The sequence below is a fragment of the Nocardia barduliensis genome (genome assembly GCF_013315795.1).
In the GTDB taxonomy this organism is placed as follows: Bacteria; Actinomycetota; Actinomycetes; order Mycobacteriales; family Mycobacteriaceae; genus Nocardia; species Nocardia barduliensis.
This window is the reverse complement of the sequence record NZ_JABLTE010000034.1, coordinates 21,130-39,775: the sequence shown is the minus strand read 5'-3', so window position 1 is coordinate 39,775 and position 18,646 is coordinate 21,130. Positions and strand designations below refer to the sequence as shown.

The window sequence follows — 18,646 nt, the reverse complement described above, 5'->3', positions numbered from 1 at the left end:
TTCAGCGTTTGGTGCGCAGGGCGCGGCGGGCGATGGACCAGCGCAGGACCTCCGAAGGCCCCTCGTAGATCCGGAAGGCCCTGGCCTCCACGAGGAATCGGGCGACCAGGTGGTCCTCGCAGACGCCGAGCCCGCCGTGCAGCTGGACCGCCCGGTCGAGGACCCGCCAGACCGCCTCGGAGACGAACGTCTTGGCGATCGACGCTTCGTGCCGCGCCTGCGAGGAGGTCGGCCCCTGCGCGTCGATGGTCTCGGCGGCGGTGCGGATCACGCCGCGCGCGGCGGCGATGTCGATCTCGTTGTCGGCGATGAGGCCCTGGGCCATGCCGTGCTCGGCGATCGGGACGCCGAACGACGTGCGCGTCCCGATGTGCTCGATGGTCAACCGGTGCGCCCGCACCGCGAGCCCGAGCCAGTTCATGCAGAACACCAGGCGCGAGGGCGCGAGCCGGACCTGCGCGAGCGCCAGACCCTGGCCGACCTGGCCGATCACGGCGGATTCGGGCACCTCGCAGTCGGCGAAGGTCACCTCGCAGTGGCCGCCCGGCGCGCTGGTGTGGTCGAGGGTCGGCATGCGGCGGCCCACGCGCATCCCGGGGTTGTCCTGGTCGACCAGGAACATCGTCGGGCCGTCGCCGGTGCGCGCCACGCAGATGGTGAACGCCGCGCCCTGCGCGCCCGTGGTGAAATGCTTGGCGCCGTTGATGACCCAGCCGGAGTCGGTCTCCTCGGCGATGGTCTGCAGCATGCCGGGGTCGGAGCCGGCGCCGGGGGCCGGTTCGGTCATCGCGATCGCGGAACGGACGTCGCCCGCGGCCAGCGGCGCGAGATAGCGCTGTTTCTGCTCTTCGTTCGCCACATGCGCGAGCAGGTGGATGTTGCCGTCGTCGGGCGCCCACGCGTTGAGGGCGATCGGGCCGAGCAGGCTGGCGCCCGCGGCTTCGAGCACCTGCGCTTGGGCGCGGGTGTCCAGGCCGAGCCCGCCGTACCGCGGATCCGACAGCGGGCCGAAGACGCCGGCCTCTTTGGCCTTCTTCTGCAGCTCCAGCCGCAGTGCGTCGTCCATCACCCGCCCGTCCACGACGACCTCGCGTTCCACCGGAACGACCTGGTCCCGAATGAACTGGGTGGTCTTGTCCACCAATTGCGCCACAGTGGTCATGGCGTCAGTCTCGGGGCGGCTCGCGGCCGGGGGAGGGGGCGATAGTCAACGTCGATTGTGCGAATCGACTGCCCATTCGTCTGCTGCGGGGGCGGCTCGTCTCGGCGACGGTGATCGCGGAGACGTTGCCGGGCTAGGGGACGATATGACTGACATAGCGGTGCGAGTCTGGCGCCGCCGCGACGAGGCCGAGGGCGTGTTCTCGCTCGAGCTGGCCCCGGTCGACGGCGGCGAACTGCCGTCGTGGACGCCGGGAGCCCACATCGATGTCGCGGTGGGTGCGGCGGGCGTGCGGCAGTACTCACTGTGTGGCGACCCGGCCGACCGGGGGCGCTGGCGGATAGCGGTGCTGCACGAACCGAACGGGCGCGGTGGCTCGGCCTATCTGCACCGCGCCGCACAACCCGGCTCGGTGCTGCGAGTATCCGTACCGCGCAACAACTTCGAACTCGTGGGCAGTGACAGGTACGTCTTCCTCGCCGGAGGAATCGGGATCACGCCGATCCTGCCCATGGTGGCCGCTGCGGCAGCCGCCGGTGCGCGCTGGTCGCTGTATTACGGCGGGCGCACCAAGGGGCACATGGCGTTCGCCGACGCCATCGCCGAGCGCTATCCGCGGGCGAAACTGCTGCCGCAGGACGAGCACGGGCTGCTGCCGCTGGAAGAGATCTTCACCGGCCTCGGCGAGACCGCCGTGTACTGCTGCGGGCCGGAACCGCTGCTGGCCGCGGCGGAGGCCGAAGGCGCGCGCCGCGAAGTGCCGGTGCACGTGGAGCGTTTCGTCCCGCGAAAGTTGCAGTTCGCCCCGAACGAACCGTTCGAGGTGCGCTTGGCGGCCAGTGGCAAGACCTTCCGGATCGGGGCGAACCAGTCCATCGCCGACGTCCTGGAGTCCGCCGGAATCGGCATCGTCACCTCGTGCCGCGAAGGCACCTGCGGCAGTTGCGAAACCGCGGTACTGGGCGGCGACATCGAGCACCGGGACGAACTGCTCACCGACGAGGAGCGGGCGCGGGGCGACACGATGATGTTGTGCGTCTCCCGGGCCAGGTCCGGCCCGCTCGTCCTCGACCTCTGATCTGCCCGCCGCGACCGCGGCAGGCGTGCGGCGCGCTCGTCGTCGCCGCTTCCCTGAGAAAACCGAGAAGAAAGAAAAAAGGATGAGGAAAATCGTTGCGGTGGCCGCAGGGCTGGTCGCCGCAGTCGGGATCGTCTCCGGCTCCGCCGGTGCGCAGCCCGACAGCGACGACGCCGTCGACTTCACCGCCTACGCCACCGACACCCAGTCCATTGTCACCACCGACGCCGGTTCGATGGTGGTCGAAGAGGGTGTCTTCAAGGTCAAGGCCGCCAACGGCACCGTGCTCACCGGCATGCCGTTGAAGTTCCGGGTCGACGAGTTCGAGTTCCCGATCGTGGCCGATATCGCCGGTCGCACCGCCACGCTGACCCCCCAGTTCGACATGGCGCACGCGGCCTACAAGCCGGTCGCCCTGCCGTTCGAGGACAAGGCGCCGTGGAAGAACGAATACGACCGTGAACAGGCCGCCTGGTCGCGCATGACCAGCACCATCGCCATGGGCGCCACCATCGGCACCCTGGTCGGCGGCATCGGCGGCGGCGCCGTCGGTTGCGTGCTCGGCGGCATCGCCGGTGCGACCGTCGCGTCGGCCGCGATCGTCGGCCTGTTCGGCGCGTTCATCCCGGCGGCGGCCATCGGCTGCCTCGGCGGCATCATCGCGATCGGCGCCCTGGGCACCATCGCGGGCCAGATCCTGGTCACCGCCCCGGTCGCCATCGGCGCCGCCATCCAGTACTTCACCACTATCAACCAGCCTCCGCCGGCCCCGGCGAAGTAGGTAGTGGAGAAGAACCCGACGCCTCGTTCGTTGGGGGACACCCGACCCCGTCCGGTTTCAGCGCCGGGCGGGGTCTTCCACGTTCGGGTACCGGACGAAAATGGTGTACAGCGGTGGACCCCACTAGGGGCGGCTCGCAGCCGGGGCGTCGCGATCGTGGGATGCCTGAACCGGAATCATCATCGCTCTGCACATGGGCGGAAGGCGCCTCCCGCGTGGCGGCGGCGAAGACCCGCGCTTGACATTGTCGCGGCGACAACGTTTTCACTGGTGTCATGCGGATCAGAGAACTGGCTGATGTCGTGGGCATCACCACACGCGCCGTGCGGCATTACCATCGCATCGGGCTGCTGCCCGAACCCCCGCGTCAGGCCAACGGTTACCGTCGGTACTCGCTGCGCGACGCTGTCGAGCTGGCCCGCATCCGCCGTCTCACCGAACTGGGATTGAGCCTGGACGAGGTCCGCGATGTCCTGGCCGAGGACGCGGGCAAGGACTTGGCCGAGGTGCTCGCCGAGCTCGACGCGGATATGGCTCGCCAGGAAGAGTCCATTCGGCAGCGGCGCGCCCGCCTGGCGCAGCTGCTGCGGCAGGCGGAGGAAGGCGGCAGGCTGTCCGTCGATGCGCCGGTCTCTCCAGCGCTCGCCGCGTTGTTCGAGGACATGGCGCGCGCCCGTGCCCAGCATCCCGGCCCCGAGCCCGCGATGGCGGTCAAGGACCGCGAGCTGTTGGCGCTACTGGAGTCCAGCGCCGCGGGCGGTGACCGTAGCAGGCTCGACGCGCTGACGCACGCGCTGAAGTCCGATCCGAAGACTATCGCGCGGGCGTACGAGGTCTATGCCCAGCTCGATGAACTGTCGGGGGCGCCGGAGAGCGATCCCCGGGTGGAGACGGCCGCCCGTGCCATTGTCGACAGCATGCCGGAGGGGCTGCTCGAGGCGATGGGTGTCCCGGGCGGCCCGCACTTGAATGAGATGGGCGAAAGCGGCTTCGCGCAGGCGTTCTTCGCCGATTTCACGCCCGCACAGGCCGGGGCGATCCGCCGCGCCATCCAGCTGCTGCAAGAGCCGGCCCGGTGAAGCGGCTACGGGCACTGCGCAGGGCAGTGCGGTGGTCGTGCGCGGCAGTGGTGCCCGGCGAATTGGTGCTGCTGGTTTGCCTGGTGTCGGGGGTACGCATCCCACCGCTCGTGCGCACGGCCGTGGAACTGGCGGTGTTCGCCGTGACGACGGCCGCGGCTGTCCTCCTGGCTCTCGACTATCGCCGTCACCGGCGCGCCGCCCTGACCCGGCGCCATGCCGTCTCCGCCGCCGTGGCGGATTCGATTCCGGTGGTCGTGCGCAGGCTCATCGTGCACGAGTCGAGTCTTCTCACCAGCTTTCTGCGCTGGGTGGCTCGCCGTGGGCCGCACGGTGTGCGCGAGGGCGACACGGCGGTGCCGTACGCCTCCGGGCAGGCGGCCGTCATGTACGGCTTCCTTGTCGTCTGTGTCGTGGAGACGGTGGCTCTCGCGTACCTCATCCCATGGGCCGTGGTGCACACGATCGTCCTCGCCCTCGACGTCTGGGGAGCGTTCTTCATCATCGCTCTGCATGCCTCCTGTGTCGTACGTCCACACGTGATCGGCGCTGACGGCTCGCTGCGGCTGCGCTACGGCGCGCTGCTCGACATCCGAATCCCCGCCCACCGCATAGCATCCGCCCGCGTCCAACGCCGATACCCCGACACTGCGCTGGCGGCCGTGGACGGCAACGCGGGCGCGGACCTCGCCGTGGCCGGCCAGACGTCGGTCACCGTGGAACTCACCGAACCGATCGCATTCACCCGCCCGTTGGGCAAGCAGGCAGAGGCCCGCACCTTCCGCTACTTCGCCGAGGACCCGATTTCCGCCGTCGCGGTACTGCGTGCCCACGCGTCCCTCGACCGAACATGAGCCGAGCAGCAAGTCTCGGGTGGCTCGGATTGCTCGCGGCGAGTGACCGAACCTGAGTAGTCGTCGAGCCCCGGAACGACCCGGGATCGGTTCAGATGGATTCTTCCCCGTTGTCGGCGGTGTCGCTGTCGTCCAGCGCCCGATCGTGCTATCGAGAACGGATGACGCCGACGCGCTCCTCCTACGATGTCGTGATCGTCGGCGGTGGTCACAACGGTTTGGTGGCCGCCGCGTATCTGGCGCGGGCCGGGCGGTCGGTGCTGGTTCTGGAACGGCAGCCGCATACCGGGGGCGCGGCGGTGTCGGCGCGGGTTTTCGCGGGCGTCGACGCGCGGCTGTCGCGCTACTCGTATCTGGTGAGCCTGCTGCCGCGCTCGATCGTGCAGGATCTGGGCCTGCGGTTCGAGACGCGGCGGCGGTCGGTCTCGTCCTACACGCCGGTCGGCGACGGCGGTCTGCTCGTCTCGTCCCAGCAGACGCCGACGGCGGCGAGTTTCGCGCGGCTGACCGGCTCGGATCGGGAATTCCGTGCTTGGCAGCGGTTCTACGCGACCACGAACCAATTGGCGCGACGTATTTTTCCCACGCTGACCATGCCGCTGCCGTCCGAAGAGGCGCTGCGGCACATCGTGGACGACGCGGCCACCTGGGAGGCGCTGTTCGAGCGGCCGCTCGGCGAGACGATCGAGTCGACCTTCGACGACGACGTCGTGCGCGGCGTGGTGCTCACCGACGCGCTGATCGGCACTTTCACCCACGCGCACGATCCGTCGCTGCGGCAGAATCGCTGCTTCCTCTATCACGTGATCGGCGGGGGCACCGGCGACTGGGACGTGCCGATCGGCGGCATGGGCGCGCTCACCGACGCGCTGGCCGAGGCCGCGCGCTCGGCGGGAGCGGAGATCCGCACCGGCTGTGCGGTGACGGGCATCGACACCGATGGCGACGCGGCGGAAGTCCACTACCCGGACGGAAAAGTCGGCGCCCGCCACGTCCTCGCGAACGTCGCCCCGTATACCCTCGCCGGGCTGCTCGGCGAGCCCCCGCCGCCGAAACCCGAAGGCGCACAGCTGAAGATGAACATGCTGCTGCGCCGTCTGCCGCGATTGCGCGACGCCGAAGTCGATCCGCGCGCGGCATTCGCCGGTACTTTCCACGTCGGCGAGTCGTACGCCCAACTCGACCGAGCCTACGGCGAGGCCGCGATCGGTCGTATCCCGTCCGCGCCGCCTGCCGAAATCTATTGCCATACCTTGACCGATCCGACGATCCTGGCACCGGAACTGGCCGCGCGGGGGACACACACCCTCACGCTGTTCGGCCTGCACGCTCGTGCCCGACTCTTCGCCGCCGACCCCCAGGCGGCAAAGGACGAGATCGTGCGAGCCACACTGGCGCAACTGGATTCGGTGCTGGCCGAACCGATCGCGGACTGCCTGGCGACAGACGAGAACGACGCGCCTTGCCTGGAAGCGAAGACGCCCCTCGAACTCGAACGCGAGATCGGTCTACCCGGCGGACACATCTTCCACCGGGACCTCGCCTTCCCTTATCTCCCCGAGGACGCCGACCGGGCCGACCCCGCCGTCCGGTGGGGCGTGGCGACCGGCCACCGCAACGTGTACCTGTGCGGTGCGGGCGCGATCCGGGGCGGTGGGGTGAGCGGCATCCCCGGGCACAACGCCGCGATGGCCGTGCTCGACGCCGGTCAGGCGGGCTGAGCGCGCAGCGCGATCTTGGCGGCGCGGCCCGGCGTCTCGGTGGCGACCGCGGCTTCGGCGGCCGCTTCCAGCGGATAGGCGGCCTCGATGTCCAGTCGCAGCACGCCGCGGGCCGCGAGGTCGATCAATTCGCTGATGAGCTGTCCGCGGTGCTCGGCCTCGATCTCCTCGATCCGCTTGGCGCCCCAGAATCCTTTCACCACGGTCTGCCCGAAGATGAGACGGCCCGGATCGAGCGCCAGCGGCTGACCCGAGAGCGCGCCGAAGGAGATCAGCTGACCGCCCGGCGCGAGCAAAGCCAGCTCGTCGGCCGCCGCGCGTCCACCGATCTGATCGACGGCCCGGACGATCGGAGCGCCCGATGTCGCCGCTTCGACCTGGTCGCGCCAGCCCTCGCTGGAGGTGTCGAGTACCGGCTCGTAGCCGAGTTCGCGCAGCGCCGTGACCGAGGCCGGGCCGCGCACCAGATTCAGCACGTTCAGGCCGCGCTGCCGGGCGAAGACGTTGACGAGCCTGCCGACCGCACCGTTGGCCGCGTTGATCGCCAGCCACTCACCGGAGCGCAGCTCGAGGTCTTCGATCAGCATCAGCGCGCTCAGCGGCATGGCAAGCAGCTGGGCCGCGGTCTCGTCGGAGATCGTGTCGGGCAGCGGGATGACCTGGCGAGCCGGGACCACGAAATACTCGGCCCAGACGTTCTGCGCGCCGGACACCGTCACCCGCCGTCCGACCGACATGTCGGTGACCCCGGGACCCACCGCGTCGACCCGCGCGACCGCCTCGCTGCCCGGGATGGCGGGCAGGTCGGGGCGGTAGCCGTACACGCCGCGCACGATCGCCAGATCGTGATTGTGGATCGGCGAGAGGATGAGCGCGAGCCGCACCTGGCCGGGGCCGGGTTCCGGCACCGGCCGTTCGGCGGTGGCCAGCACGTCCTTCGGTTCGCCGAATCGTTCGATGACTACCGCACGCATAATCGCTCCTCAACGATCAGTCGTCTGCGACAAGGACCTGGACGTCGATGTTGCCGCGGGTCGCGTTGGAATACGGGCACACCTGGTGTGCTTTGTCAGCGAGCGCCTGCGCGTCCTCCCGGGACAGATGGGGGAGCGAGACCTCCAGGGTAACCGCGAGACCGAAGCCGCCGGCGTCGTTCGGGCCGATGCCGACCTTCGCGCCGACGGCGGAGTCATCGATGTTCGCCTGGGCCTGCTTGCCGACCAGGCGCAGCGCCGAATGGAAGCACGCCGCGTAGCCCGCGGCGAACAGCTGCTCGGGGTTGGTCCCCGCGCCGTCGCCGCCCATTTCCTTGGGCGCCGACAGGTCGACGTCGATCTTGCCGTCGGTGCTGCGCGCGTGGCCGTTGCGTCCGTCGCCGCTGGCCAGTGCCTCGGCGGTGTAGAGGATCCGCATGTCTATTCTCCTTCGTTCAGCTGAGACTTCAGCGCGTCGGTCAGGCGGTGCAGGATGCCGCGCAACGCGACGACATCGTCCATGGACAGGCCACTGGCCTCGGCCATCTGGGCCGGGATGTCGCCTGCCTCGGCGCGCAGTGCGCGCCCCCGCTCGGTGAGCCGGATGTCGACGCGGCGTTCGTCGGCCGACGAACGCCGCCGCTCGATCAAGCCCGCCGCCTCCAACCGCTTGAGCAGCGGGGAAAGCGTCCCGGAATCCAGATCGAGCGCATGGCAGACATCGCCGACGCTGCGTTCGTCGCGTTCCCACAGCGCCAGCATCACCAGGTACTGCGGGTAGGTGAGCCCGAGCCGTTCCAGCTTCGGGCGGTAGACCGCGGTCATCGCCCGGGACGCCGCGTAGAGCGGGAAGCACAGCTGCTCGTCCAGGGAGAGGTGATCGGTCATGAGCAATAATGTAGTGGTCAATTTGGTTGTGCACAACCAATTACCGAGTTGTGCTCGTCACAGTTGCGGGCAGTGCGGGAACCGGCCTCGGCTCAGCGCCCCGGGAAACGGAGTACGCGGTCGTCGCCGCTCTCGGGGTCACCCCGGCCGTCGGTGTTGGAAGTGGTGAGCCACAACGCTCCGTCCGGCGCGACCTCGACGGTGCGCAATCGGCCGTACCGGTCGCGCAACTCGGCGCGGGGCTCCCCCGCGCGGCCGTTCTCGAGCGGCACCGTCCAGAGCCGCTCGCCGCGCAGCGCGGCGACGTAGAGGGTCTCCCCGGCGATGGCGATGCCCGAGGGCGAGGCTTCGGCGGTGGTCCAGGTCAGCAGCGGATCGGTGAAACCGCGGTCGGTGCCGCCCGCGCCCTCGACCTCGGGCCAGCCGTAATCGCGGCCGGGCTCGATCAGGTTGATCTCGTCGAATCGGTTCTGCCCGAACTCCGCCGCGAACAATCGCCCGGCCCGGTCCCAGGCCAGACCCTGCACGTTGCGGTGCCCGAGACTGTAGACCGGTGAGCCGGGGAACGGATTGCCCGGCGCGGGGCGGCCTTCGGGAGTCAACCGGAGGATCTTCCCGTTGAGATCGGCCGGATCCCGGGACCGCTCGGCTTCCCCGGCATCGCCGGTCCCGGCGTACAACATGCCGTCCGGCCCGAACGCGATCCGCCCGCCGTTGTGGTTACCGGCCTTCGCGATTCCGGCGACCAGCACCTCCGGTTGCCCGTCGAGCCGGAACCGGACGATCCGGTTGTCCGTCGTCGCGGTGAAATAGGCGTAGACATAACGGCTTTCGGCGTAGTCCGGCGCGACGGCGAGCCCGAGCAGCCCGCCTTCTCCCCGGGCGGTGACGCCGGGCAGCTGGTACACCTGCTCGGGCGCGCGGCCCGCGGCGACGCGCAATATCCGTCCGGAGTCCCGTTCGGCGACCAGCGCGGCGCCGTCGGGCAGGAAGGCCAGGCCCCACGGCACGTCGATGTCCCCGGCGATCTCTTCGGCGGCAGCGAGGTCGGGCCGCCCGGTGGGATCGCTTGGCGCGAGGGTGCCCGGCACCGTAGGCGGAGAGCTCGTCGGTCCAGCCGGGTCCTCGCCGCATGCCGCCAGTGCCGCCGCGAGGAGGAGCGAGGCCAGTGCCGCGCGCGAGAGCGGCGACCGCCCGATCACCTTCGCGACCCGGCCTCGTGGTCGCCGCTCGTCAGCTGCGCCCCGGCGGGGCGCTCGCGCAGCGCGGGAGGGGCCGGGTTCGCCAGGCATCAGCCGAGATACGTTCCGTACCAGTCCAATACGCGACGCCAGGCTTCGGTGGCCGCCGTGGCGCTGTACCGCTGACCGGTGTCGTTGAAGAAGGCGTGCTCGGAGTCGGGTGCGGTGAAGATCTGGTGCGGGTTGCCCGAGCGGGCCAGTGCCGCCTCCGCGGCGGGCCGGGAAGCGTTCACGCGGGCGTCGTTCGCCGCGTAGACGCCGAGCACCGCGGCTTTCGACGCGGCCAGATCGCCGTTGTCCGGGAACGGTCCGTAGAAGGGGGTCGCGGCGGCCAGCGGTGCCGGGCCCGCGGTGAGCAGTAACCAGGTCAGGCCGCCACCGAAGCAGAAGCCGGTGGCGCCGAGCTTCTTTCCCTCCACCCGGCGCCGCAGTTCGTCGAGCCCGGCGCGCAAGTCGGCGACGAGCTGTTCCTGCGGAATACGGCTCAGCTCCGCGGTCGCCGCGGCCGGATCGGTGAACGCGCCGGTGCCGCCGTGCGCGGAGAGCAGGTCGACCGCGAGCGCGGAGTATCCGGCGCCGGCGAATCGTCCTGCCACCGAACGGATGTGGTCGGTGAGTCCTTTGTTCTCATGGACGACCAGCACCCCGCCCCGTGGCTGCGGCGCCGCCGCCCACGCGGCCTGCAACGGCGTCGCGCCCGGTCCGGCGAAGGCGACGGCGGTCGTCGGAAGCGCGGCGGCCGAACCCGGTGGCGTCGAGGGAGTGGCCGGGGATGGCGCCGAATCGGTGCTCCCGGTGTCGGTGCCGGTGTCGGCACAGGCGGCCAGCAGGGCGGCCGCGGCGGTGGCGCCGAGCCCGAGCAGACCCAGCCTGCGCAGTGCCTCTCGCCGGGTGAGGATGCCGTCGGCGTGATCGGTGGCGATCTCCTCCGCGATATAGCGCTGCAGCGGCGTCATGAGCCCAACGATAAGCCGGATCGTCCCCCCGCGCGCGGCGTTCACCGGCTGTTGGCACGCGACAAACCGACCCGACCGGACCTCCCGTGAGATTCGCCGGATGGTTGCTACGTTGGCGCTCGATCGGGCGATCGATGGTCGGTCCGGCTACCGGCCGAGGGAGCGAAATGGATCGGGGCGTGTGGTGGGACTAGCGATGATCAGGGCGATCCGGGTGGCGGCCGCGGCCGCGGTACTGGCGACCGTGGGGTTCGGGTCGGCGCCCGCCGCGGCGGAGCCGTCCCCCGACGCGCACAGCGTGCGGTGGACCGCGTTGCACGACGGTCCGCAGCCGTATGCCGACGTGCACATCGACTGGGATGTCCCGATCCGGATGAGCGACGGCGTGGTGCTGAAGGCCAACGTCTACCGGCCGGTGAAGCGAGGCGGCGAGGTGGAGCAGCAGCCGCTGCCCACCATCGTGAACCTCACGCCCTACACCAAGCTCATGACCAATCTGATCGACTCGGCGCTGGCGGCTCCCGGATTGCAACCGCTGACGGTGCGGCTGGTGAACCGCGTGAATCTCGCCCGCACGCCGATCAGTGGTTTCGGCGATCTGCTGCACGCGGTCGACGGCGGCACCGTGCAGACGGTGCTCGGTCTGGACCGCAACCTGATCCGTGCCGGATACACCCAGGTCATCGCGGACGTACGCGGGACAGGTTTCTCCCAGGGGTCGTGGGACACGCTCGGTGAACGCGAACAGCTCGACACCCGCGAGGTGATCGAGTGGGCGGCCGCGCAGCCGTGGTCGAACGGCCGTGTCGGGATGAGCGGCGGCTCGTACTCGGGTATCAACCAGCTGCGCGCCGCCGAGAACGCCCCTGCCCCGCTGCGCGCGATCTTCCCCGTGGAGCCGGGCAGCGATCTCATGCGCGATGTCGTCGCGCCGGGCGGAGGCGTGGGGACGACGTTCCTTCCGATGTGGCTCAACACGGTCAACCAGTTGAAACTGATTCCCGACGTGCGGTCGATGCTGAACGGCACCTTCGATTGGGCGTGGCTGCACGAGCGGATGTCCGATCCGGCCAGCAACGTCGATCTGCTGGCCCAGGCGCTGCTCACCCCCTCGCTCGACCACGTGCCGCCCGCGCTGGCCGACGCGCTGGACGAGGACAGTTACTTCCGCCGCGGCATCCAGGGGCATCCCGAGCGCGTCACGGTGCCCACCTTCGTCTACGGCGGCTGGCACGACATCTTCGCCAACAGCGCGACCAAGCTGTACAACGCGATTCCGCTGCCCGCGGGGCACAAGCAACTGGTCGTCGGCGACACCTATCACGCGAATCCCGGTGCGGGAACGGGCGTTCCCGGTGCACCGCCACGGCTCGACGTGCTGCAACGGGTGTGGTTCGACAAGTGGTTGAAGGACGTGGACCACGGCTTGGGCGACTTCGGGCCGATCACCGTGTGGGAACAGGGCGGCGGCTGGATCACCCTCGGGCAGTTCCCGCAGAAGGACCTCAACCATCGTCGCGTGTATCTGTCGGCCGCGCCGAGCGGCACCGCAGGGAAGGCGGTGCACGACGGATCGCTGACGATGACCGTGCCCGACGAGCGGCAGACCTTGACGGTGTCACCCGGCCTCGCCGTGGCGTGTTCCCGCGACACCGCGCAGGGTTCGGCCGGCATGGCCGCCGTGGTGGACGTGTGCGCGAAAGACTCGCGCATCGCCGAGCGCAACGCGCTGACCTTCACCAGTGCGCCGATGACCGAGCCGACGGTCATCTCCGGCCCGATCAACGTGCATCTGAACACCGTGCACGAGGCCACGGACGGGTACTGGAACGTCACGGTCAACGACGTGGGGCCCGACGGAACCTCGAAGGTGCTGACCACCGGACAGCTGACCGCCTCGCTGCGCGCCGTCGACGAGCAGAAGAGCAGCCGCACTCCGACCGGCGACCTGACCGAACCGTTCAATCCGATCACGCTGGACAGTGTGCAGCCGGTCGTCCCCGGGGAGCCGGTGGCGTTGGACATCGCGGTCATTCCGACGCAGGCGGTGCTGCGGCCGGGTCATCGGCTGCGGATCGACGTCTTCGCCGGTAACTCGCCGAAGGCGCTGGCCTTCCGGCCCATGCTCAACAACACCGCATTGCGGCCGCAGCACCTCGAACTGGATCCGTCGGCGCCGAGCTTCGCCATCGTGCCGACGAACCGTCCGCTGGGCTGAACCCGGCCCTCACAACTGCGACTGCACCTGCGCGGAGATCAGCTCGAGGTGGGCGAGATCGCTGAGGTCGAGCACTTGCAGGTAGATGCGCCCGGTGCCGATCTCGGTGTATCGGCCGATCTTGTCCACCACCTCGGCGGGCGAACCGGCCAGGCCGTTGGCCTTCAGCTCGTCCACCTCGCGTCCGATGGCCGCGGCTCGGCGCGCCACCTCGGCGTCGTTCGCGCCGACGCAGACCACCAGCGCGTTGGAGTAGACCAGGTCGTCGGCCGGGCGGCCGTAGGCCTCCGCGGCGGCGCGCACCCGGCCGAACTGCCGCGCGCTGTCCTCGATCGAGGAAAACGGCATGTTGAACTCGCTCGCGTACCGCGCGGCCAGCCGCGGGGTGCGGGTGGCGCCCTGCCCGCCGATCAGCACCGGTATCGGGTCCTGCACCGGTTTGGGCAGGGCTGGGGAGTCGGTGAGCTGGTAGTGCTCGCCGTCGTAGCTGAAGGTGTCGCCGGGCTTGGTGGCCCAGAGCCCGGTGATGACGGCCAGCTGCTCTTCCAGCCGGGCGAACTTGTCGGCGGGGAACGGGATGCCGTACGCGGCGTGCTCCTCGGCGAACCAACCGCTGCCCAATCCGAATTCCACTCGGCCCCCGGACATCTGGTCCACCTGCGCGACCTGGATCGCCAGCGGGCCGGGCAGCCGGAAGGTGGCGGCGGTGACCAGGGTGCCCAGGCGGATCCGCTTCGTCTCCCTGGCCAGTCCGGCGAGGGTGATCCAGGCGTCGGTCGGGCCGGGCAGCCCGTCGGCGCCGCCCATGCTCAAATAGTGGTCGCTGCGGAAGAACGCGTCGAATCCCAAGTCCTCGGCGGCCTTGGCAACGGTGAGCAGGGTGTCGTAGCTCGCGCCCTGCTGCGGCTCGGTGAAGATGCGTAGTTCCATGTCTTCCGACCCTAGCCGTTCGGCGGGTGCGGATCGCGCCTCGTCGTAGGTGCGAGCGATGAGCGCCGCGCGCAGTCGGTGGAACACGGACGGAAGGGCGGTGTCCGAGCCGGTGAGGCGGCCGAATGGGAAGAAGGTTCGAGTGCACCAGGTACCGATCGTCGTGATGGGGGTATCAGGGTCGGGGAAGACGACGGTGGGCACCCGTCTGGCCGACGTGCTCGGCGTCGACTACGCCGAAGGCGACGACTTCCATCCGGCCGCTAACGTCACGAAGATGACGGCGGGGACGCCGCTGGAGGACGTCGATCGCGAGCCCTGGCTCGACGCCCTGGCCGGATGGCTGGCCGAGCGTTCGGGTCGGGGAGCCGTGCTCACCTGCTCCGCCCTGAAGCGGATCTATCGCGATCGGCTGCGCGCGTCCGCTCCCGACGCGTTCTTCCTGCACCTTGACCTGCCGCGCGGCGAACTGGAGCGCCGCCTGGCCGCCCGGCGCGGGCACTTCATGCCGCCGAGCCTGCTCGATTCGCAACTGGCCACCCTGGAGCCGCTCGAGCCCGACGAGAACGGCAGCACCGTCGACGGGACACGATCCCCCGACGACCTGGTCCGGGAAGCCGTGGCGGCGCTGGAGAGGTGAGTTGTCAGGCGAGTTCCGGCACTGAGTCGCAAGCGCCGCGGGTAGGGCTAGAGGCCGCCGAGGCCGGACAGGGCTTCGAAGGCGAGATCGATACCGCGCCACAGCGTGTCGATCTCGGCGGTGACCGCGGGCGCCTGGGCCGGATCTTGCAGGGCCAAGCCGTTGCCGAAGATGACGACGTTGGCGCCTGCGTCGGCCAGGCGCAGCAGTGGACCGGTCGCGGCGCCAGGGCCGAGGGCCGCGTCCAAGCCCTCGCCGAGGAAGTAGAACCGCCACAGCGGCCCGAGGTCGCCGCCGTAGACCGCCTTGGTCCGCTCGACGATCAGCGCGCCCTGCTGGGCGATCGCGTCGACGATGCGGAAATAGTCGGCCGCGTTGGCGGCGGTGCTGCCGACCGCCGCGACGGAATACGCCAGGTCGACGGTCAGATGCGCGTTGTATCCGGCCATCGCGATCCGCGCGGGGGACAGTTCGCAGCGGCGGCTCAGGCCGAAGTAGTGCGCCCAGTGCGGCTCGGTGGGTGCGCCGGTGAATTCGGCGTGCATCGTGCGCAGGAATCGCGACAGCAGTTCGAGACTGATCCGATGCGCCCATTCCGGGTCGTCGAACGCCGCGGGGTCGCGCTGGAGCGGCAGCACGGCGGCTCGTTCGACCGCGTCCAGCCCCAGGCCGAACACGCCGCGCAGGTCGCGGTGGCGGACCAGGATCTCGGTGATCCGCCGGTGCCGGTCGACGGCCTGCTCCAGCCGACGCAGCGACGAACCGGTCAGCGAACCGGTGTCGGACAGCTGCGTGATCGTGGCTTCCTCGGCCGGGGTCAACGCTGTGCCGCAGGGCGTGGCGGAAGCGGTCGCCGCCCCGGCGGGGATAACGGCGAGGAAAATCGCGACGACCAGCGTCAGCGCCGAGAGGAGAGGCCGCGCAGGCGTGGTCCGCGCGAGGATGACTGCCATGCTGGCTCCGGAGGTCGTGGGATCGCGTTACCGCTGTGGCCGACGTGGATGCGTCCGGCGATGTGCCACTGCCGTGGGTAAGGCATTCGCACACAGTGGGATTCGAGCGTAACCGAGCCGATCGCCCGCCGCAGCGCGGCCCTGGCGGTCAGCGGGTGGCGAAGCAGGAGCCGGACGGCGCGCCGGGCAGGCACACCTCGGCGATGGCGGAGACCAGCAGCCACGCCCCGACCGCCAGCGAACCCACGGCGATCGTGCCGAACACCAGCACCCACAGCAGGCCGGGCAGGCGGGTGAGCCGAGCGAGCTGATCGGCGTCGGAGTCGACGTCGTGATAGCGGGCGCGCTGCTGGCGGGAACGACCCCTTTGCAGCTCGATCACCGGACGCGTCCCGGCGAACAGCAGGAACCACGCGCCCAGATACGCGAATCCGGCTTGCAGCGTGTCGGTCCCGAACCAGGAGACGACGAAGACGACCGCGCCGAGACCGAGCACGGTGATGGCGCCGTAGATATTCCTGATCTTGATCATCAGCGCGGCGAGCAGGGCGATGGCGGTCCAGAGCATGAGGGTGATCCGGCTCGCGCCGAGCAGGGCGGCGAACCCGAGCCCGAGCAGCGCCGGTGCGGGGTAACCCGCCATGGTGGTGAGGATCATCCCGAGCCCGTAGGGTTTCCCGCTCGACACGGTGAGTCCCGAAGTGTCCGAATGCAATCGGATGCTGTTGAGCTTGCGGCCGGTGAGCAGCGCGACCCCGGCGTGGCCGCCTTCGTGCGCGATGGTGACGATATTCCGGGTGAACCGCCAGATGGGGGTGTAACCCACCAGCACGAGCGCCGCCACCGCGGCCGCCGCCACCAGCCACCACGGCGGTTGCGCCTGAGTCGTCGTCAGACGGTCGGCGATGGAAGCGCCCCGCTCGAAGAATTCCGCTCTGTCCACCGCCGCACCTTAACCGCCCGCCGCCGCCCGCGCTCGGGGCATGCGTTCCCGCTCCCGGCACTCCGAGCGGCATGTCCTCAGTGCACACGCTCTGCTCAACCATGAGCCTGACCACGCGCAACGTTGAAAGCGTTGCACCGGATACGAGCTCACGTGTAAGTTGACGAATGGTGGTCATTTTTCCGGTGTTCCCTGAGGTCGCGCTCGGGATGCACAATTCGGCCACTGTGGTTCAAGGGGAGGAAAGACTCATGAAGCGAGTGATAACTGTGGTTGTCCTCGGGTTGGCCGTAGCAACGTCCACATTCGGAGCCGGCGGTAAAATCGGTCCTGCGTCGGCGGAAACGCCAGCGGAGTATTGCATGTCACCGGTCGATATCAACATACCGGAATATGCAAACTACTGCTGCGAGCTGTATGTCACGGGACAGCTGGGGCGAAGTCCGGATGTGGTAAGGCGCTGGGGCGCAATCTGCCGACCGTAAGACGACTCATCGATCTCGAGGTTGTGGGCAGAACCCCAGATGTGACGAATTACGCGATTCGATCGAGTATTCCGGTCATATCGCCGGCCACGCCCTGAGTTCGGTAAGAAATCCTCCCGTCCGGACGCAACTCCAAACGGGAGGTCGCGCCGTCGTCGTTGCATCCACCGGGGTCTCGGATAAGTTTTGCGGTGAGTGTCACGGTGTTCGCGGCGGCAGAATTCAGGGTTTCGGCGCGCCCGCATTGCAAGCCCACGATCCGGCCGGTGTTGGTCGATTCTCCGATTTGTTCGCCGATGTGTCCTGGATTGATTGTCAGTACGATGTCATAACTGCCGAGAAGGTCTTTCGCGACGCCTTTCCACTCGCCGACGAAAGCATCCGGAATACTCGTGTCGGAAGGGCTGCTGCTGGTCGGCTTCGTGTCGACAGCTTGGGTGGCGGTAGCCGCAGAAGTACGGGTGCCGCTCTGGGCGATCGAATCGTTCGAATTGTCCTTTCGTAGCTGGGCACCCACCACGAACGCCGCTACGGCGACGGCGACGCAGACGACGAGCGTGCCCGCGATGAGCAGGGCGCGTCCGGGGCGGCGCGGTGCGGGTGCGGCGGCGGGAATCGAACCGAGCCGGGGCGAACCGTGGTGCGCGGACGGATGGGTCTGGTGTGCGAGGAACGCGGGAGACAGCTGTGGCGAGCCTGGTAGCCGTAGCTGCGTGGGCGCCGATCGGCCGTGGTCGCTGTGCGGATCCGGCGGTGCGGGAGGACGGACCATCGTGTCGGCGGTGCGCACCGGATCAGGGAGCGCCGGAACCTCTTGACGGTGGAACGGGCCGGAGTCCAAATTCAGCAACTCGACCGCGCGGCGGCTGACCTCCTCGATTACCGGCGCGGGCAACCAGCCGCCGCGATCGGGGATGCCGAGCGCGGTGAGCTGGGCGAGCAGCTGGTCCGGAGTGGGGCGGGCCGCGGCGTCCTTGGTCAGGCAGGCCGCCACCAGTGGGCGCAGTCGTTCGGGTACGTCGTCGAGTCGCGGCTCCTCGTACACCACCCGCCACAGCATCTGCACCGCGTCGCCGACGCCGAACGGTCCGTGGCCGGTCGAGGCGAACACGAGCACGCCGCCCAAGGCGAAGACGTCCACGGGCGGGCCGGCCGGATCGCCGGTCACCTGCTCCGGGCACATGAATCCCGGTGAGCCGATGACCTTTCCGGTCGTGGTGAGCTTGCTGTCGTCGACAGCGCGGGCGATGCCGAAATCGATCACTTTGGGACCGTCGAGGGCCAGCAGGACATTGGACGGCTTGAGGTCGCGATGCACCACCCCGGCTCCGTGCACCGCCACCAATGCCTCGATCAGCCCGTGCGCCAGCACGAGCAGCGCGTTCTCCGTGAACGGCCCGTACCGGTCGACGGCGTCGGCCAGCGAGAATCCGGCCACGTAACCGGTGGCCAGCCACGGCGGATCGGCGTCCACGTCGGCGTCGAGCACCGGTGCGGTGAATTGTCCGCCGACCCGGCGCGCGGCGGCCACCTCGCGCCGGAAACGCTGGCGGAATTCCGCGTCGATCATGTCCGGGCGGATGACCTTGACCGCGACGGTGCGCCCGCCCGCGTTCCGTCCGAGATAGACCCGGCCCATGCCGCCCGCGCCGAGCACGCCGAGCAGACGGTAGTCACCGATCCGCGCCGGATCGTTCGTGCCGAGCGGTTGCATGGCGCAGCTGGCTCCCTTCGAATGGGCGT

General features: G+C 69.5%; 17 protein-coding genes. 7 read left to right on the top strand and 10 right to left on the bottom strand.

Going from position 1 to position 18,646, the window contains the following annotated elements:
- Window position 1: 1 nt before the first annotated feature.
- Window positions 2-1,162, bottom strand: coding sequence for an acyl-CoA dehydrogenase family protein (locus HOV91_RS16695; protein ID WP_174186320.1), 1,161 nt, complete (start codon window positions 1,160-1,162; stop codon window positions 2-4).
- 145 nt (window positions 1,163-1,307) lie between these two features.
- On the opposite strand from HOV91_RS16695, the gene HOV91_RS16690 reads away from it, so the two are divergent.
- The 5 genes from HOV91_RS16690 (at window position 1,308) to HOV91_RS16670 (ending at window position 6,675) form a co-directional block, all read left to right on the top strand.
- Complete coding sequence (locus HOV91_RS16690) at window positions 1,308-2,240, top strand: PDR/VanB family oxidoreductase (RefSeq protein ID WP_174186319.1); 933 nt, start codon at window positions 1,308-1,310, stop codon at window positions 2,238-2,240.
- 82 nt (window positions 2,241-2,322) lie between these two features.
- The gene (locus tag HOV91_RS16685; protein WP_174186318.1) at window positions 2,323-3,021 is read left to right on the top strand and encodes a DUF8020 domain-containing protein; all 699 of its coding nucleotides are present in this window, start codon (window positions 2,323-2,325) and stop codon (window positions 3,019-3,021) included.
- 275 nt (window positions 3,022-3,296) lie between these two features.
- Window positions 3,297-4,100 (top strand): MerR family transcriptional regulator, encoded by an 804-nt coding sequence (locus HOV91_RS16680; RefSeq protein ID WP_174186317.1) that lies wholly within the window; start codon window positions 3,297-3,299, stop codon window positions 4,098-4,100.
- Window positions 4,097-4,954 carry a hypothetical protein gene (locus HOV91_RS16675; RefSeq protein WP_174186316.1) on the top strand — a complete coding sequence of 286 codons (858 nt, stop codon included), beginning with the start codon at window positions 4,097-4,099 and terminating at the stop codon, window positions 4,952-4,954. Before HOV91_RS16680 ends, HOV91_RS16675 begins: the two co-directional genes overlap by 4 nt.
- Before the next feature lie 161 nt (window positions 4,955-5,115).
- Complete coding sequence (locus tag HOV91_RS16670) at window positions 5,116-6,675, top strand: phytoene desaturase family protein (protein WP_174186315.1); 1,560 nt, start codon at window positions 5,116-5,118, stop codon at window positions 6,673-6,675.
- Here the strand turns inward: HOV91_RS16670 and HOV91_RS16665 are convergent.
- The 5 genes from HOV91_RS16665 to HOV91_RS16645 all read right to left on the bottom strand — a co-directional run bounded on the left by HOV91_RS16665 (window position 6,663) and on the right by HOV91_RS16645 (window position 10,734).
- Window positions 6,663-7,649, bottom strand: a complete 987-nt coding sequence (locus HOV91_RS16665) for a zinc-binding dehydrogenase (RefSeq protein ID WP_174186314.1) — start codon at window positions 7,647-7,649, stop codon at window positions 6,663-6,665. The two genes, HOV91_RS16670 and HOV91_RS16665, sit on opposite strands and share 13 nt — an antisense overlap.
- A gap of 16 nt (window positions 7,650-7,665) precedes the next feature.
- Window positions 7,666-8,088, bottom strand: a complete 423-nt coding sequence (locus HOV91_RS16660; protein WP_174186313.1) for an organic hydroperoxide resistance protein — start codon at window positions 8,086-8,088, stop codon at window positions 7,666-7,668.
- A 2-nt stretch (window positions 8,089-8,090) separates the two neighbouring features.
- On the bottom strand, window positions 8,091-8,537 hold the full coding sequence (locus tag HOV91_RS16655) for a MarR family winged helix-turn-helix transcriptional regulator (RefSeq protein ID WP_174186312.1): 447 nt from the start codon (window positions 8,535-8,537) through the stop codon (window positions 8,091-8,093).
- 92 nt (window positions 8,538-8,629) lie between these two features.
- Entirely contained in the window at window positions 8,630-9,628 is a 999-nt protein-coding gene (locus tag HOV91_RS16650; protein WP_438822674.1) for a PQQ-dependent sugar dehydrogenase, read from the bottom strand.
- Between the two features lie 200 nt (window positions 9,629-9,828).
- On the bottom strand, window positions 9,829-10,734 hold the full coding sequence (locus HOV91_RS16645; RefSeq protein WP_174186310.1) for a dienelactone hydrolase family protein: 906 nt from the start codon (window positions 10,732-10,734) through the stop codon (window positions 9,829-9,831).
- A gap of 196 nt (window positions 10,735-10,930) precedes the next feature.
- Between HOV91_RS16645 and HOV91_RS16640 the strand changes: the two genes are divergently transcribed.
- Complete coding sequence (locus HOV91_RS16640) at window positions 10,931-12,952, top strand: CocE/NonD family hydrolase (protein WP_174186309.1); 2,022 nt, start codon at window positions 10,931-10,933, stop codon at window positions 12,950-12,952.
- 9 nt (window positions 12,953-12,961) lie between these two features.
- On the opposite strand, the gene HOV91_RS16635 is transcribed toward HOV91_RS16640, so the two are convergent.
- Entirely contained in the window at window positions 12,962-13,882 is a 921-nt protein-coding gene (locus HOV91_RS16635) for an LLM class F420-dependent oxidoreductase (RefSeq protein ID WP_174186308.1), read from the bottom strand.
- 166 nt (window positions 13,883-14,048) lie between these two features.
- On the opposite strand from HOV91_RS16635, the gene HOV91_RS16630 reads away from it, so the two are divergent.
- Window positions 14,049-14,522, top strand: a complete 474-nt coding sequence (locus HOV91_RS16630) for a gluconokinase (RefSeq protein WP_217440584.1) — start codon at window positions 14,049-14,051, stop codon at window positions 14,520-14,522.
- A gap of 47 nt (window positions 14,523-14,569) precedes the next feature.
- On the opposite strand, the gene HOV91_RS16625 is transcribed toward HOV91_RS16630, so the two are convergent.
- From HOV91_RS16625 to HOV91_RS16615, 3 genes are all read right to left on the bottom strand, one after another.
- Window positions 14,570-15,475: a DUF5995 family protein gene (locus tag HOV91_RS16625; RefSeq protein WP_174186306.1), complete on the bottom strand. Its 906-nt coding sequence runs from the start codon at window positions 15,473-15,475 to the stop codon at window positions 14,570-14,572.
- Between the two features lie 148 nt (window positions 15,476-15,623).
- Window positions 15,624-16,418 (bottom strand): M50 family metallopeptidase, encoded by a 795-nt coding sequence (locus HOV91_RS16620; protein WP_174186305.1) that lies wholly within the window; start codon window positions 16,416-16,418, stop codon window positions 15,624-15,626.
- A gap of 534 nt (window positions 16,419-16,952) precedes the next feature.
- Entirely contained in the window at window positions 16,953-18,617 is a 1,665-nt protein-coding gene (locus HOV91_RS16615; protein ID WP_174186304.1) for a serine/threonine-protein kinase, read from the bottom strand.
- Between the last annotated feature and the right edge of the window lie 29 nt (window positions 18,618-18,646).

What these genes read in the sequence shown, in the direction of transcription:
- HOV91_RS16695 (WP_174186320.1), bottom strand. Translation starts at nt 1,162, where the DNA reads ATGACCACTGTGGCGCAATTGGTGGACAAGACCACCCAGTTCATTCGG.
- HOV91_RS16690 (WP_174186319.1), top strand. Translation starts at nt 1,308, where the DNA reads ATGACTGACATAGCGGTGCGAGTCTGGCGCCGCCGCGACGAGGCCGAG.
- HOV91_RS16685 (WP_174186318.1), top strand. Translation starts at nt 2,323, where the DNA reads ATGAGGAAAATCGTTGCGGTGGCCGCAGGGCTGGTCGCCGCAGTCGGG.
- HOV91_RS16680 (WP_174186317.1), top strand. Translation starts at nt 3,297, where the DNA reads ATGCGGATCAGAGAACTGGCTGATGTCGTGGGCATCACCACACGCGCC.
- HOV91_RS16670 (WP_174186315.1), top strand. Translation starts at nt 5,116, where the DNA reads ATGACGCCGACGCGCTCCTCCTACGATGTCGTGATCGTCGGCGGTGGT.
- HOV91_RS16665 (WP_174186314.1), bottom strand. Translation starts at nt 7,649, where the DNA reads ATGCGTGCGGTAGTCATCGAACGATTCGGCGAACCGAAGGACGTGCTG.
- HOV91_RS16660 (WP_174186313.1), bottom strand. Translation starts at nt 8,088, where the DNA reads ATGCGGATCCTCTACACCGCCGAGGCACTGGCCAGCGGCGACGGACGC.
- HOV91_RS16655 (WP_174186312.1), bottom strand. Translation starts at nt 8,537, where the DNA reads ATGACCGATCACCTCTCCCTGGACGAGCAGCTGTGCTTCCCGCTCTAC.
- HOV91_RS16645 (WP_174186310.1), bottom strand. Translation starts at nt 10,734, where the DNA reads ATGACGCCGCTGCAGCGCTATATCGCGGAGGAGATCGCCACCGATCAC.
- HOV91_RS16640 (WP_174186309.1), top strand. Translation starts at nt 10,931, where the DNA reads ATGATCAGGGCGATCCGGGTGGCGGCCGCGGCCGCGGTACTGGCGACC.
- HOV91_RS16635 (WP_174186308.1), bottom strand. Translation starts at nt 13,882, where the DNA reads ATGGAACTACGCATCTTCACCGAGCCGCAGCAGGGCGCGAGCTACGAC.
- HOV91_RS16630 (WP_217440584.1), top strand. Translation starts at nt 14,049, where the DNA reads ATGGGGGTATCAGGGTCGGGGAAGACGACGGTGGGCACCCGTCTGGCC.
- HOV91_RS16625 (WP_174186306.1), bottom strand. Translation starts at nt 15,475, where the DNA reads ATGGCAGTCATCCTCGCGCGGACCACGCCTGCGCGGCCTCTCCTCTCG.
- HOV91_RS16615 (WP_174186304.1), bottom strand. Translation starts at nt 18,617, where the DNA reads ATGCAACCGCTCGGCACGAACGATCCGGCGCGGATCGGTGACTACCGT.